General features: G+C 67.2%; 11 protein-coding genes. 6 read left to right on the forward strand and 5 right to left on the reverse strand.

The window, feature by feature from the left end; genetic code table 11:
* The 4 genes from CSC70_RS13465 to CSC70_RS13480 form a co-directional block, all read right to left on the reverse strand.
* The coding region (locus tag CSC70_RS13465; RefSeq protein ID WP_281349624.1) for a protein-disulfide reductase DsbD domain-containing protein at nucleotides 1-1,105 on the reverse strand (1,105 nt) is incomplete at its 3' end.
* Nucleotides 1,106-1,197: 92 nt separating this feature from the next.
* Nucleotides 1,198-1,692 carry a hypothetical protein gene (locus CSC70_RS13470; protein ID WP_162457162.1) on the reverse strand — a complete coding sequence of 165 codons (495 nt, stop codon included), beginning with the start codon at nucleotides 1,690-1,692 and terminating at the stop codon, nucleotides 1,198-1,200.
* Between the two features lie 151 nt (nucleotides 1,693-1,843).
* Complete coding sequence (locus tag CSC70_RS13475) at nucleotides 1,844-2,596, reverse strand: hypothetical protein (protein WP_162457163.1); 753 nt, start codon at nucleotides 2,594-2,596, stop codon at nucleotides 1,844-1,846.
* 79 nt (nucleotides 2,597-2,675) lie between these two features.
* On the reverse strand, nucleotides 2,676-3,083 hold the full coding sequence (locus CSC70_RS13480; RefSeq protein ID WP_162457164.1) for a helix-turn-helix transcriptional regulator: 408 nt from the start codon (nucleotides 3,081-3,083) through the stop codon (nucleotides 2,676-2,678).
* Nucleotides 3,084-3,610: 527 nt separating this feature from the next.
* On the opposite strand from CSC70_RS13480, the gene groES reads away from it, so the two are divergent.
* Nucleotides 3,611-3,901, forward strand: a complete 291-nt coding sequence (gene groES / locus CSC70_RS13485) for a co-chaperone GroES (RefSeq protein ID WP_162457165.1) — start codon at nucleotides 3,611-3,613, stop codon at nucleotides 3,899-3,901.
* A 58-nt stretch (nucleotides 3,902-3,959) separates the two neighbouring features.
* Complete coding sequence (groL, locus tag CSC70_RS13490; protein WP_162457166.1) at nucleotides 3,960-5,600, forward strand: chaperonin GroEL; 1,641 nt, start codon at nucleotides 3,960-3,962, stop codon at nucleotides 5,598-5,600.
* A 78-nt stretch (nucleotides 5,601-5,678) separates the two neighbouring features.
* Here the strand turns inward: groL and CSC70_RS13495 are convergent, their stop codons facing one another.
* Complete coding sequence (locus CSC70_RS13495) at nucleotides 5,679-7,367, reverse strand: hypothetical protein (protein WP_162457167.1); 1,689 nt, start codon at nucleotides 7,365-7,367, stop codon at nucleotides 5,679-5,681.
* 340 nt (nucleotides 7,368-7,707) lie between these two features.
* Between CSC70_RS13495 and CSC70_RS13500 the strand changes: the two genes are divergently transcribed.
* From CSC70_RS13500 to CSC70_RS13515, 4 genes are all read left to right on the forward strand, one after another.
* On the forward strand, nucleotides 7,708-8,784 hold the full coding sequence (locus tag CSC70_RS13500; RefSeq protein ID WP_162457168.1) for a 3-deoxy-7-phosphoheptulonate synthase: 1,077 nt from the start codon (nucleotides 7,708-7,710) through the stop codon (nucleotides 8,782-8,784).
* Nucleotides 8,785-8,829: 45 nt separating this feature from the next.
* Nucleotides 8,830-11,007, forward strand: coding sequence for an AsmA family protein (locus tag CSC70_RS13505; protein WP_162457169.1), 2,178 nt, complete (start codon nucleotides 8,830-8,832; stop codon nucleotides 11,005-11,007).
* Between the two features lie 356 nt (nucleotides 11,008-11,363).
* A complete protein-coding gene (gene lipA / locus CSC70_RS13510) occupies nucleotides 11,364-12,371 on the forward strand; it encodes a lipoyl synthase (protein ID WP_162457170.1) in 1,008 nt (335 codons plus the stop codon).
* Nucleotides 12,372-12,529: 158 nt separating this feature from the next.
* Nucleotides 12,530-14,704 (forward strand): carboxy terminal-processing peptidase, encoded by a 2,175-nt coding sequence (locus tag CSC70_RS13515; RefSeq protein WP_162457171.1) that lies wholly within the window; start codon nucleotides 12,530-12,532, stop codon nucleotides 14,702-14,704.
* Nucleotides 14,705-14,841 lie beyond the last annotated feature (137 nt).

The following is a 14,841-nucleotide window of genomic DNA, read 5'->3' on the forward strand; positions in this document are numbered from 1 at the left end:
GGGGGCGGGGTGCGAGACTCGGGCGGTGTGGGGGGGGGTGCCGGTGGGTGGTGTGGGGGGGGGGCGCCGAAGTGGGGGGGGGGTATTTGGGGGGCGGGGTTTTCCCCGGTGCGGTGTTGGCTTTCTGGGTGGCGGAAGGGGGGGCCGGCACGGCATCGGGGGGGGGGGCCCCGTTCCCCGCCGGCAGCGATACCGCCACCGTGCGGGTCATCGGCGGGTAGCAGATGCCTTCGTTCTGACAGCCCTGGAACGTGGCCGTGACCTGCACCTCGGCGGCACTGGCATGCGTGCGTTGCAGCGGCAGCGGCACGTCGACCGCATCGAAATACACCACCACGTCGCCGAAGTGCTCATCGCGATGGCTGCGGCCGGGCGGCCATTGTGGCGTGCCGGCGCGGATGCCGGAGTCGCCGCTGACCTTGAAGTCGCTGCGATCACGGTACAGGTAGTAGCCGCGTGCCGGGGTGAAGCGCATCAGCACGGTATTGCTGTCGCCGGGGATGGCTTCGAACACGAACGCCTGCTCGGCCGGCAATGGCAGCGCGTTGGTACCGGCCGCCGCGCCCAGCAGTGGCAGGCCACTGCCGGAACCGCCCGGCAACAGGCTGCCGCTGCTCTCGGTGGCGGTGGTCGCGGGGGGCAGTTGCACTTCAAGCTTGCGGGTCTGCGGTGGATAGCAGATGCCGGCGTCGGCGCAGCCCTGGTATTTGAGGGTCAGGCTGACGCGCTCGGCGCCGGGCGCAGCCTGGCCTTGCAGCACGCCCTGCAGCTGGCCGCGGTAGGTTTCCACCGCGCCGAAGAATTCATCCTGGTGCGGGGTGCCGGCCGGTAGTTGCAGTTCGTCGGCCTGGAACGCGGCATCGGTACTGGCCTGAGTGCGGTGCCGGTACAGGTAGTAGCCGTCGTGGATGCGCCAGCGGATCTCGATGCGGTCGCGGCTGGGCGCCTGCGCGCTGATGACGAAGGCTTCGTCCACCGGCAACAGTTCGCCCTCGTCCACGGCCAGCGCGGGCAGCGGAAGCAGGGAACAGGCCAGCAGGATCAAGGTTTGCAACCGTCGCGGCAGACGCGGGCGGCCGATGGGGGGGCGGATCGGCAGGGACATGACAAGAACTATCGGGGCAGACGGCAAGCGTACCGGCGGCACCGGGCCTTGTCATGGCCGGGCCGGGCGTGATGCCCGGCCCGGTTCATCGTTCACTGCATCTGCAGGAGGCCATCGCGACGCTGCTGCATCCGTCCGCGCAGCTGCTGGAAGCGATCCATGCGCTCCAGCATCGCTGCGCGCGCGCTGGCTTGTTGCGCCGGGCTCAGCTCGATCTGGTAATAGCGCAGGAAACGGTCGCGAAGCTGCCGTGCCTGTTGCAGGCGCCGGTCGGTCTGCGCCTGCCGTTCCAGCGCCAGCGCCTGCAGGTCGGCATCCGCACGCGACAGTTCCTCGCGCGAAGCGGCCTGCATCAGTTCGCGCGCCTTGCGGGCATCGCGATGCAGCGCCAGCGCTTCATCGACCAATGGACGCAGCCGGTCCTGCTGCTCGGACGACAGGTCGAGCTTGTGCGCGGCGAGGGCGACGATGCGTTCGGCTGAAGGGCCGCGCTCGGCCCCGGCGTGTACCAGTCCGGCCAGGCCGAACAGGGCCGCGGCGGCGATGGCGATCAGCCAGGCGCGGTTGCGAAGAGGGGTGCGGTTCATCTGAAACTCCATCGTGGTTCGTGGCCGTCAGGATGCCCGTCCGTCCGCGGCAAGGTCTGTCCGGACTGTCAGCAGTCGTGAGTGTCGATGTCCACAGGCGCCGGCAGACACATTCGCTTGCAAACCGGGCGATGCTCCCGGAGCCGCCGGTTCAGCGCCAACGGCCGCCGCCGAGTTTGCGCAGGTCGCGAAGGCTGTCGATCGACGTGGGGCTGGCGGGCAAGGCGAAGCGGTCGCCGGCCGGCGTCCGTTCGTCCAGTTGCTTCAGCAGCAGCGACTGGTCGATCCGCAGCAGGCCCAGGCCGTGCTGGTCCAGGTAGTCGTACAGCTTGCCGGTGCCGGCCGGCGGTGTACGGCCCAGGCGAGTCTGCACTTCATGGCCCAATCGCTGCATGGCCCGGGTGAAGTCGCGCAGTGCCGGCTGCTTGCCCAGTACCAGTTCGGATTGACGGGTCTTGCCGTCCGCGCCGCGATACTCGGCCCGGTAGACCTCGCCTTCCAACCCGGCCACGGTTTCCTTGCGTCCGCTGGGGGTGATGCCGATCAGCTCCGCCATCTGCAGGGCGACCTGCGGATCCTGTTCGCCCAGCCGTCCGCCAAAGCGCCCGCCGCGTCGGCTGCCGGACAAGCCGGACTGCTTCAGCACGCCCGCGACCTGTTTCAGGTCGTAAACGCTTCCGTCCTCGCCGACCTGATAGGCCTGGTCGCCGCGCAGCAGCAGGTAGCCGGGCCGTTTGCCGCCGCTCAGGCGGGCATTGCCCTGGTCGTCGTATTCAACGACGAAATCGCCGCTGCGCGACGGCTCCGGGGCCTGGGCGTGGAAGCGGACCACGCCGGCAGCGTGCGCGGTCAGGGCGAGGGTCGACAGGCACAGCGAGACCAGCAGGCGGGCGGGCAGGGGCATGGCGTCGGCTCCAGGGAAAGACCTCGAGCCAGCCTAGCCGGAGGACCGGCCGAAGGTGTTTCAGGATGTTTCGGGCGACTCAGCCGCCACCAGTCGCCGCCGTGCGTTTCGATCGTCCCAGCCGCTGCCGCGCCAGGGTTTCCATCACTTCCAGCAAGGCCATTCGCGCCTGCAGCGGCGCATCGCGGAACGCCGATACCAGGCGGAATTCCAGCGGGTCCTCGACCAGCAGGGCCTGCGCGGCGGCGACCGAATCCAGCGCCGTTTCGCGCGGCAGCGACATGCTGCCGCGGCCGGTGGCCAGCCATTCGAACTGGGTGTGGGTGACCACCGCGACTTCGCGCAGGTGGCTCAGGCTGGGATTGCCGCCCTGGGCAGACTCCCAATGGCTGACCGCGCTGCGCTGCACGCCGATCTCGCGCGCCAGTTGTTGTTGCGACATCCCGGCGGTGCGCCGAGCCAGGCGGATCCGTTCCTGTGGGGTCATGCCTCGCTCCTTGCGAGTGTTGCGCCTTGCAAGGTCGCAACATAGCCATCCCGGCCGGTGAAGGAAAGTAGCCGTCAGAATAACTGACGGGGTGAAGAAAAATAGGCAACGATTGTCCGGTTTTACTGGCTTATTGTTGATAATTTCTTTATTTATCAATAATTTGATTAATGTAAATACAGCGATTCTGACCCCGTTTCGTGATCGTAATCGCTTTCTTCCGTCAATTCCGCTTGCTATTGCTATGCACGCCGGCACGGACGCTGGCCTCGACCTCCAAGTCGAGCGAGGTGGCGCCCGCCAGGATGGCAGGCGTCCACTGGATGGGTCCCCCTCGTCCCGGCGCGCATGCTCCCCTGCATGCGCGCCTTTTTTCTGTCCGGCTCTTGAAAGCTCCCGGGCGGCCCCCATCTCCCCGGCACCCGGCAAGCGGGGCTTGTCGCGCCCGCGGTCTTGGCACTCTCGGCAAGAGAGTGCTAGCATCGCGATCCTTTTTCTTAGCAATCAATCACTTGACGAGGATTGAAATGAGCAACATCAAGCCGCTGTACGACCGCGTGGTCATCAAGCGTACCGAAGAAGAGAAGATGTCCGCCGGTGGCATCGTGATTCCGGATTCGGCCACCGAAAAGCCGATCAAGGGCGAAGTCGTCGCCGTCGGCGAAGGCAAGGTGCTGGACAACGGCAGCGTGCGCGCTCCCAAGGTCAAGATCGGCGACCAGGTCCTGTTCGGCAAGTACAGCGGCACCGAGGTGAAGCTGGACGGCGCCGAGTACCTGGTGGTGAAGGAAGACGACATCTTCGCCATCCTCGGCTGATCGCAGCCCTGTTCCGTATCCGAATTCCCGAATCCCCTATTGAACTGAGGTAATTGCAATGGCTGCCAAAGACATCCGTTTCGGCGAAGACGCGCGCGCGCGCATGGTGCGCGGCGTGAACACGCTGGCCAACGCCGTGAAGGCCACCCTCGGCCCGAAGGGCCGCAACGTCGTCCTCGACAAGAGCTACGGCGCCCCCACCATCACCAAGGACGGCGTGTCCGTGGCGAAGGAGATCGAACTGCAGGACAAGTTCGAGAACATGGGCGCGCAGATGGTCAAGGAAGTGGCTTCCAAGACCAGCGACAACGCCGGCGACGGCACCACCACCGCCACCGTGCTGGCGCAGGCGTTCATCCGCGAGGGCATGAAGGCGGTTGCCGCCGGCATGAACCCGATGGACCTCAAGCGCGGCATCGACAAGGCGGTGACCGCCGCGGTGCAGGAGCTGAAGAACATCAGCAAGCCGACCGCCGACGACAAGGCGATCGCCCAGGTCGGCACCATCTCGGCCAACAGCGACGAGTCGATCGGCAACATCATCGCCGACGCGATGAAGAAGGTCGGCAAGGAAGGCGTGATCACGGTCGAGGAAGGCTCGGGCCTGGACAACGAACTGGACGTGGTCGAGGGCATGCAGTTCGACCGCGGCTACCTGTCGCCGTACTTCATCAACAACCAGCAGTCGCAGACCGCCGACCTGGACGATCCGTTCATCCTGCTGCACGACAAGAAGATCTCCAACGTGCGTGACCTGCTGCCCGTCCTCGAGGGCGTGGCCAAGGCCGGCAAGCCGCTGCTGATCGTGGCCGAGGAAGTCGAGGGCGAAGCGCTGGCGACCCTGGTGGTCAACACCATCCGCGGCATCGTCAAGGTGGTGGCGGTCAAGGCCCCGGGCTTCGGCGACCGCCGCAAGGCGATGCTGGAAGACATGGCCGTGCTGACCGGCGGCACCGTGATCTCCGAGGAAGTGGGCCTGTCGCTTGAGAAGGCCAGCATCAGCGACCTGGGCCGCGCCAAGAAGGTGCAGGTCAGCAAGGAGAACACCACCATCATCGACGGCGCCGGCGACACCGGAGGCATCGAGGCGCGGATCAAGCAGATCAAGGCGCAGATCGAGGAGACCTCTTCGGACTACGACCGCGAGAAGCTGCAGGAGCGCGTGGCCAAGCTGGCCGGCGGCGTGGCCGTCATCAAGGTCGGTGCCGCCACCGAGGTCGAGATGAAGGAGAAGAAGGCGCGCGTCGAAGACGCCCTGCACGCGACCCGTGCGGCGGTGGAAGAAGGCGTGGTCCCGGGCGGCGGCGTGGCGCTGATCCGCGCCAAGACCGCGATCGAGAGCCTGAAGGGCGCCAACGAAGACCAGAACCACGGCGTCGAGATCGCCCTGCGTGCGATGGAAGCCCCGCTGCGCGAGATCGTCAGCAACGCCGGCGAAGAGCCGTCGGTGATCGTCAACAAGGTCAAGGATGGTTCCGGCAACTACGGCTACAACGCCGCCAACGGCGAGTTCGGCGACATGGTCGAGTTCGGCATCCTCGACCCGACCAAGGTCACCCGCACCGCGCTGCAGAACGCGGCGTCGATTGCCGGCCTGATGATCACCACCGAAGCGATGGTGGCCGAGCTGCCGAAGAAGGAAGAGCCGGCGATGCCGCCGGGCGGCGACATGGGCGGCATGGGAGGCATGGGTTTCTGATTCGCCTCCCCGTTCCACTTGCAACACCGGAAGCCCCGCCTTGTGCGGGGCTTCCGCTTTCTGCGCAGACGAGGACGCCTATCCCGGTCCGACGCGATAGCCCGGCAGGCCGTCCCACTGCCGGGTCGGCGTCTGCAGCAGCTTGCGCGAATAGGCGGCGCAGCTTCCATCGGCCCGGCAGTCCATCCGCTCGCTGGCCCGCAGCGTGAACGAGATCTTGGTGCTGTAGTAGGCGTCCCACCACTCGTTGCGTTCGCGCTCGCGATCCTTCTTCGGGATCTGCGAGTGGTAGCGCTCCGGGATGATCGGCGCAGCACGATACGGGATCGGCAGGGTGAAGCGTTCCCCCGGCGCCATGTGCGCGATGGTCATGGTCTTGTTCTCGAAGAAGCCGGCGCTGTCGTGCAGGCTGACGACGACGTTGTCGGCGGCATTGGCGGCGGCATTGCGCACGGTCGCCTCGAAGAACGGTTCGGTGACGTGGGTCGTGCACCATTTGGTGTCCTTGCGCTGTTTCTCGGCAACCGCCTTCGCCGCGTCGAGCAGGCCCTGCCTGGTTTCCTCGCGAATGCGGTCCTTGGCCTCGTCCAGGGCCATGTCGGCCCAGACGCCGGCGCTGGGGACCGGAATCTGTTCGGCCATCTGCGCGGCCAGATAGTCGGCGCCGCTGTTCATCAGCTGGTCGACGTTGGGGATCGAGGGCGGAATGCCGGCCGCGGCCAGCGCCGAATCCAGCGCCGCGGAGATCACGCTTTCCGGAACAAAGGGCAGGAACGAGGCGACCAGCGAGACTGCCATCCGTTTCAGGTCGGCGTAGGCCTGCGACGCCCAGTTGATCAGGTCCACTACCGCGCCGGGGATGTCGCTGATGACGTCGAGGGCGTCGGTGCCGTCGTCGCGCGGGATTTCCTCGCAGCCGGCAGGCCAGTGATCGTCGGTTTCCTGCGGGTGGTAGACGAAGGACACCAGCCGGATGTCGTAATCGGTGGTGCTGACGGTTTCGAACTGGCTGGGCGCCAGCGCGGTCTGTGGCGGCGTGTCCCAGACCAGGACCAGCGGCTCCGATGGCCGGCCAATGGCCCGCAACTGCTCCGGTTGCAGGCTGGCGCGGTCGTCCACCGGCACCACGCGCACGTAGAAGCGCGGTGCCCAGCCGTTGCGCATGCCGGGATAGGACAGGCCGGAGCGAACCATCTGCGGCCGGGCGGTCGAGGGTGAGGCCGCTTGGTGGGTTGTTGCGGTCCGCAGTGCGGGCGTTTTCGCGATCGCAACGGGGGCCGTGATCCGGGTCGATGCAGGCGCGGTGCTGGTGGTGCTCGCGTTCTGCTGCGCCGACGATTGCGGGTGCGGGACATCGCTCACGGCGGACAGGCTGGGGCGCGGCACGAATTTGCCGAGGTCGATGGTGAACACCCGTTGCGAGGTCAGGCCGCTGGCGACTAGGCCAATCGGCTGGTCGATGTCGCCGTAGAACGGCATGCGGCTGACCTGCCAGCGCAGGCGGCCGATCCGCGGCTCCTGGCCGAGATTGCTTTCCAGCTCGATCTGATAGTGGCCGCTGCCCGGCTCGATGTAACGGATGCGGGCGTCGTCGGGAATATCGCCGCTACGACGGAAGTGCAGGGTGGCGGCAGGTGTCAGCGCCCGCAGTTCGGCCAGGCGCTGAGTAGACGCCGATTCCAGGCGCAGCCCGGCTTTTGGCAGTTCGGCCGCGGCCACGACCTGCAGCAGGCATGTTGCGGCAATGGCGATCACGATCCGGCGCATGGTCAAGTCTCCATGGGCTGATATCGGGGCAAACCCTACCTGCTCATGTCGTACAGGGGGGATATCGCCCCTGTTCATCCGATGGACGGCATGTCGCGGGATACGGGCACGTTTGCAATTGAAACCGTTGGCGCGGTGCGCGTGTCGTGTTATCAATACCGCCGATGAACGCGAACCGCGCCCGTTTTTACTTCTGGTACTACGGATTTCCGATGCCGCAGGCGGAGGAAGGATCGCGTACAGCCTGAAGGACACTTCAGCCGCATCCCGAAAGCCGCCAGCGACACTGGCGGCTTTTTTCTTGCCACGAAACACTGCAACCCCACGAGAGATTCGAGCCATGCCCCCATTGACCGACGACCTGCGCATCCACGGCCTGCAACCGCTGGTGCCGCCCGCCGAACTGCTTGCGCAACTGCCCTGCGATGAAACGGCGTCCGCCACCGTGGCCGCGTCGCGCGCGGCGCTGCACGCGATCCTGCATGGCCAGGACGACCGCCTGGCGGTGGTGATCGGGCCGTGCTCGATCCACGACCCCGAGGCGGCGCTGGACTACGCGCGCCGGCTGCAGCCCCTGCGCGAACAGCTGGGCGATGCGTTGGAGATCGTGATGCGGGTGTATTTCGAAAAGCCGCGGACCACGGTCGGCTGGAAGGGCCTGATCAACGATCCGGACCTGGACAACAGCTTCAACATCAACAAGGGCCTGCGGCTGGCGCGCGGCCTGCTGCGCGACATCAACGCGATGGGCTTGCCGGCCGGGGTGGAATTCCTCGACGTGATCTCGCCGCAGTACGTGGCCGACCTGGTGGCTTGGGGCGCGATCGGCGCGCGCACCACCGAAAGCCAGGTCCATCGCGAACTGGCCTCGGGCCTGTCGTGCCCGGTCGGGTTCAAGAACGGCACCACCGGTGACGTGAAGATCGCCGCCGACGCGGTCGGTGCGGCCTCACATCCGCATCATTTCCTGTCGGTGACCAAGTCCGGGCAGACCGCCATCGTCACCACCCGCGGCAACCGCGACTGCCACATCATCCTGCGCGGCGGCACGGCGCCCAATTACGACGCCGCCAGCGTGCAGGCGGCCAGCGAGGTGTTGCAGAAGTCGGGTTTGCCGGCGCGGCTGATGATCGACGCCAGCCACGCCAACAGCGGCAAGAATCCGGACAACCAGCCGGCGGTGATCGAGTCGATCGCCAGCCAACTGGAAGCCGGCGAGCGGCGCATCGTCGGGGTGATGGTGGAAAGCCATCTGGTCGGCGGCCGCCAGGACCTGGTCGAGGACAAGGCGCCGGTGTACGGGCAGAGCATCACCGATGGTTGCCTGGCGTGGGAGCCGTCGGTGGCGGTGCTGGAGCGCTTGGCGCAGGCGGTCCGCGCACGCCGGCGAACAGCGGCATCGCAACAGGCCGCCTGAGGCCGGCGGCTTTCTCGACTCCCGCGATTCGGGCATCCTGCCGCGATGCCCGACGCTTCCGCCCGCCGCCTGCCGCGCTGGCTGACCCGCAGCCTGATCGGCCTGGGTCTGGCCTATGCCGTCTATCTGCTGGCCGGCAACCTGTTCCTCAACACGCCGCTGTCCGAGGTGGTCAACCGCAAGCCGGACAAGTTCCGCATGCACTGGGAACGCGGCAGCACCTGGTGGCCGGGCCGGATCTCGCTGTCCGGCGTGCGCATGCAGGGCCATGCCGGCCACGTGCAGTGGTCGGCGCAGGCGGAGCGCGCCAGCGGACAGATTGCCTTGCTGCCGCTGCTGCGCAAGGAATTGCGCTTTCCCGAGGTCCGCGCCGAACAGGTCAGCGGCCGGGTTGACCGCGTGCAGGACTACCTGGCGCCGCCGGACTACCGGCCGGGCGGCTGGACCTTGCGCTTCGACCGCATTGTCAGCGACAGCGTGCGCGAGGGCGGTTTCGGGCGCCTGCACCTGCAGGGCAAGGGCAGCGCCGAGGTCGGCTTCGTCAAGCAGATGCGCAGCGGGCCGATGCAACTGCTGCCTTCGCGTGCGCATTTCGATGCCGCCGTCGTGCGGCTTGGAAAACACGAACTGTTGCGTGACGGCGTGCTGGACGCGGATTTTTCCATCGACCGCCACAGCCGCGCCGAAGCCAGCGGCATCCACAAGCTGAAGTACACGACCCTGGGCCTGCGTCTGCACGGACGCGGCGCGGCGCTGAAGATCGTGGTCGATCCGCAGGGCGATCTGCAGGTGGACGCGATGCCCGAGCGCGGCGAGTTGCAGGCTGACCTCGGCTTCGAGCGTGGCGCGCTGACTCCCGGCAGCCGGCTGGACTGGCAGATGCCGGTGGACACCACCAACCCGCAGGGTGTGATGCATCACGACCAGCTGCGGGCCAGTCTGGCGGTCGACCAGGACATGTCGCTGCAGCTGTCGATGCCGGCGCTGAGCGAAGGCATCTTCGGCCTGGACACCGACCTGCGCGTGCAGGGTCGGCAATTGCCGCTGGACGATCCGCGCAGCCTGCTGGCGCGCAGCTCCGGCCGCGTGGCCGGACGCTGGCGTTTTTCCAGCCTGCGCTGGCTGACCCGGATGCTGGTGGACGCGCCGTGGCTGGAGTTCGACGGCCGCGGCGACGTCGATGTGGATGTGAAGATCGAGGCCGGCAAGCCGGCCGCCGGCAGCCGGTTCCGCGTGCCCGACATCGCCGCGGTGGCGCACGTGATGGGCAACCGGATCGAAGGCCGCGCCAGCGCCGTGGCTACCCTGCTGGCCGGAGCCAAGGACGAATTGGCGCCGCAGCTGGACGTGGCCATGCAGCGCTTCAGCATCGCCCCGGCGAAGACGCCGGATGCGCCCTACGTGCAGGGCAACGACCTGCGGCTGGAGCTGTCCGCGCGCGATTCCGATTCGGTGCAGCAGGTCAGGGACAGCCTGCGCGCGCGGCTGCGTTTCGACAATGCGCGGGTGCCGGACCTGCGTGCGTACAACCGCTACCTGCCCCGGGGCCAGATGCGTTTCACCGGCGGTTCCGGACGGCTCAGCGGGGACCTGCACCTGGATCCGGCCGGCGAGATCGGTCGGGGCTGGCTGCGGGTGCAGGGGCGCGATGCGCGGGTGGAACTGGCGGGCCTGAGCCTGCGCGGCGACCTGGATCTGGATACCCGGCTGCAGAAGGTGGATCTGGCCCGGCGCGAGTTCGCCATCGACGGCAGCACGCTGGCCTTGCGCGGGGTCAGTTTCTCCGAGCCGGGCGGCGAGACCCGCAGCGACTGGTGGGGGAAGCTGGAGCTGCCGCGCACGCGAATGGACTGGGACACGCCGATGCGGGTGGACGGCGACGTGCGCATGGAGCTGAAGGATGTCGGCTTCCTGTTGTCGTTGTTTTCGCGACAGAAGGAATACCCCAAGTGGGTGTACCGCCTGGTCGACGACGGTCAGGCACGCGCCTCCGGGCGGCTGCGCTGGCAGGGCGATACCCTGACCCTGGACCGGGTCGATGCCGGCAACGACCGTTTCGACCTGCTCGCGCGCCTGCGCCTGCGCGGCAAGCGGCCCGACGGCAGCCTGTACGCCAAGTGGGGAGTACTGAGCACGGCGGTCGAATTGCAGGGCGGGCAGCGCAAGTTCCATGTCGTGCGTGCGCGGCAGTGGTACGACGCGCAGCCGGCGTTGTTGCCCTGAAGCGTAATGGCCGTTTTGCGGCCGAAAATGGCTGTTTTTGCGCAGCATCAGCCTGATGTCCCTATTCAGGAAAGCGCCGCCGAAAATTGTTCGGTCGCCGTGCCTGGTCCCGGGTCGGTACGGGAATCCGCAGGTTTTCCGCTTGTTTTCGGTGGTTCGCATCTCCGCTCGGGCGGTCGCGGGAACTGAACCCGCAGGTTTTATTTTGCAGTGCAGCGTGCAAGAACGAATTCCGCTGCGCACGATGCCCGCGCATCCCGACGTGGGGGAGGGAGCAAGCCCGCAGCTGGCCTGGCCAATGCGGGCTTTTTTATTGCCTGTTCGATGGTCGCGGGCGGGAGACGTAGAATGGCGGGATGAGCACCCCCACCCCACGCGGCATCCCCCTGCAGGTCGTTTCCGAATCCGCCACTGCGCCGTTGCAGGTCGGTGCGCGCCAGGTCGGCGGCGACAAGATCGCCCGCTCGCCGGTGCAGTTCGCTGAGACCCCGGTGCTGCGCAAGCCCTCGTGGATCCGGGTGCGCATTCCGTCCGACGGTTCCGTGGCCCGGCTCAAGGCGCGGCTGCGCGAGAACCGCCTGGTCACCGTCTGCGAGGAGGCAAGCTGCCCGAACATCCACGAATGCTTCGGCCATGGCACCGCCACCTTCATGATCCTTGGCGAGGTGTGCACCCGCCGCTGCAGTTTCTGCGACGTCGCCCACGGCCGGCCGAAGCCGCCGGACCCGGACGAGCCGCGCAACCTGGCGCAGACCGTGCGCGAGATGGGGCTGAAGTACGTGGTGGTGACCAGCGTCGACCGCGACGACTTGCGCGACGGTGGCGCCCGCCATTTCGTCGATTGCATCGCCGCCATCCGCGAACAGTCGCCCGGCACCCGGGTCGAGATCCTGACCCCGGATTTCCGCGGCAAGGGTCGCATGGATCGTGCGCTGGAAATCCTGGCCGAAAGCCCGCCGGATGTGTTCAACCACAACATCGAGACGGTGCCGGACCTGTACCCCAACGTCCGTCCCGGCGCCGACTACCAGTGGTCGCTGACCCTGCTGCAGAAGTTCAAGGCGCAGCATCCGGCGCTGCCGACCAAGTCCGGGATCATGCTTGGCCTGGGCGAGACGATGGAACAGGTGCAGGCCACCCTGCGCGACCTGCGCGCGCACGACGTCGAGATGGTCACCATCGGCCAGTACCTGCAGCCCTCGGCCCACCACCATCCGGTGCTGCGCTACTGGACACCGGAAGAATTCCGGGCGCTGGAGGAATACGGCCTGGCGCTGGGCTTCAGTCATGTGGCGTCCGGCCCGCTGGTGCGTTCCTCCTACCATGCCGACCTGCAGGCCAGACAGGCCGGCGTGGCCGGCTGAGCGCAGTTTTCCGACACGTCCGGTTCAGCCTGTACCGCCCTGCGGCGGCTAGTCTGGGGTGAACTTAAGGTGACAGCGCCGGCAACTTCCGGCACTGTCACCGGTCCAACCGTCCATGCAAGGTGCAACCGAAGCCTTGGCGGCCCACGAGCGATCGAATGAAACCGAAGACCCCTGCAATCCTGCTGTCCCTGGCCCTGACCGTGCCGCTGGCTCTGCTGGCCCGCGCCGACGGGACGCTGCCGTCGGCACCGACCACCGACCAGTCCACCGCCGCCAAGCTGGTGTACGGGGTGCTGTCCGACAGCCGCTACGCCTACCGGCCGCGGCCGCTCGACGATACGCTGTCGCAGGACGTGTTCAAGCGTTATCTGGAAGCGCTGGACGGCAACAAGATGTATTTCACTGCCGCCGACATCGCCCGTTTCGAGCCGTACCGGACCCGGCTGGACGACGCCATCCGCGGCGGCGAGCTGGCCCCGGCCTACGACATCTTCGCCATCTACAAGCAGCGCGTGGAGCAGCGCGTGGCGTACGCACGTGAAGTGCTGAAGCAGGATTTCGATTTCACCAGCGACCAGCGCTGGGAATACGACCGCGAGGACGCGGCGTGGGCCGCCGATGCCAAGGCGCTGGACGCGATCTGGCGGAAATCGGTGAAGAACGACTGGCTGCGGCTGAAGCTGGCCGGCAAGGCGCCGGCCGACATCCGCACCACGCTGGACAAGCGTTACGCCAACCTCAAGCGCGGAGTCGGCGAGCTGAAGCCCGAGGACGTGTTCCAGAGCTTCCTCAACGCCTACACCGGCGCGATCGACCCGCACACCGACTACTACACCCCGCGCACGGCCGAGGTGTTCAACCAGCAAATGTCGCTGTCGCTGGAAGGCATCGGCGCGGTGCTGCAGCGGCAGGAGGACATGATTGCCATCCGCGAGATTGTCCCCGGTGGCCCGGCCGACCTGAGCGACACGCTGCAGCCCGGCGACCGCATCGTGGCGGTCGGCCAGGGCAAGTCCGGGGCGATGGTCGACGTGATCGGCTGGCGCACCGATGACGTGGCCGAGATCATCCGCGGAAAGAAGGGCACCCAGGTGCGGCTGGAATACATCCCGGTGGCCAGCGGCATCGACGGCGACCACCGCCAAGTCGTGATCACCCGGCAGAAGGTCAAGCTGGAAGAGCAGGCGGCCAAGGCCGAAACCATCACCCTGCCGGCCGAGGGCGACGCGCCGCAGCGGCAGATTGGCGTGATCAAGCTGCCGGCGTTCTATCAGGATTTTGCCGCGCGGCGGAAGAATCCCAACGACTACAACTCGGCTACCCGCGATGTGGCCCGGCTGCTGGCGCAGTTCAAGACCGATGGCGTCGATGGCGTGGTGCTGGACCTGCGCAACAACGGCGGCGGGTCGCTGGACGAGGCGGTCGAGCTGACCGGACTGTTCATCGACAAGGGGCCGGTGGTGCAGGTGCGCGAATCCGGCGGTCGGGTCACCGTCAACAGCGACCGCAAGGCCGGCGTGGCCTGGGACGGGCCGCTGGCGGTGCTGATCAACCGCGCTTCGGCCTCGGCGTCGGAAATCTTCGCCGGCGCGATCCAGGATTATGGCCGCGGCCTGGTGATCGGCGAGACCAGCTTCGGCAAGGGCACTGTGCAGAACATGCTGGACCTGGATCGCTGGCCGGGCAACGAAGGCGCGCGCTACGGCCAGTTGAAACTGACCATCGCCCAGTTCTTCCGCGTCGCCGGCGGCAGCACCCAGCACAAGGGCGTGGTGCCGGACATTGCCTTCCCGGTCAGCGTGGACGCCAGCGATTACGGCGAAAGCACCTACGACAACGCCTTGCCGTGGACCCGGATCGCCGCGGTTCCGCATACCCAGTACGGCAACTTCGCGCCGCTGCTGCCGACGCTGGAGGCCCGCCATGCCAAGCGCGTGCAGGACGACCGCGAATACCAGTGGTGGGTGGAAGACGTGAACTTCTACCGCGCCGAGAAGGAAAAGAAGTACATCTCGCTGAACGAGGCCGAGCGCCGCGCCGAGCGTTCGCGGCTGGAAATCCAGCGCAAGCAGCGGCAGGAAGAGCGCAAGCGGCTGGGGCTGGAGCTGGACCCGCTGGCCGACCAGTTGGCCGACGACGGCCTGGGCGCCAGCGAGCGCGATATCGTCAAGGACGCCCAGCGAGAGAAGCTGGCCGAAAAGCGTCCCGACCCGCTGCTGCACGAGACCGCCGAGATCCTGTCCGACGCGATCAGCGTGCTGGGTCAGGACCACACGCTGTCGGCGCAGGTGTTGCCGGAATCCTCGCGTCCCGGCAGCTGGTCCAACTGAACCGGCGGCAGCCTGCCGCCGCCGTCGCAAGATCCGGATAGCGCGCCGCGACCTGTCTCTTATCCACACCTGACGCTGCCGCCGAAAAGAGAGGGGATGAATACTCCGACTGCCGCAGCCTTGAAACAAACACAGGA

Source organism: Pseudoxanthomonas kalamensis DSM 18571 (genome assembly GCF_010211745.1).
In the GTDB taxonomy this organism is placed as follows: Bacteria; Pseudomonadota; Gammaproteobacteria; order Xanthomonadales; family Xanthomonadaceae; genus Pseudoxanthomonas_A; species Pseudoxanthomonas_A kalamensis.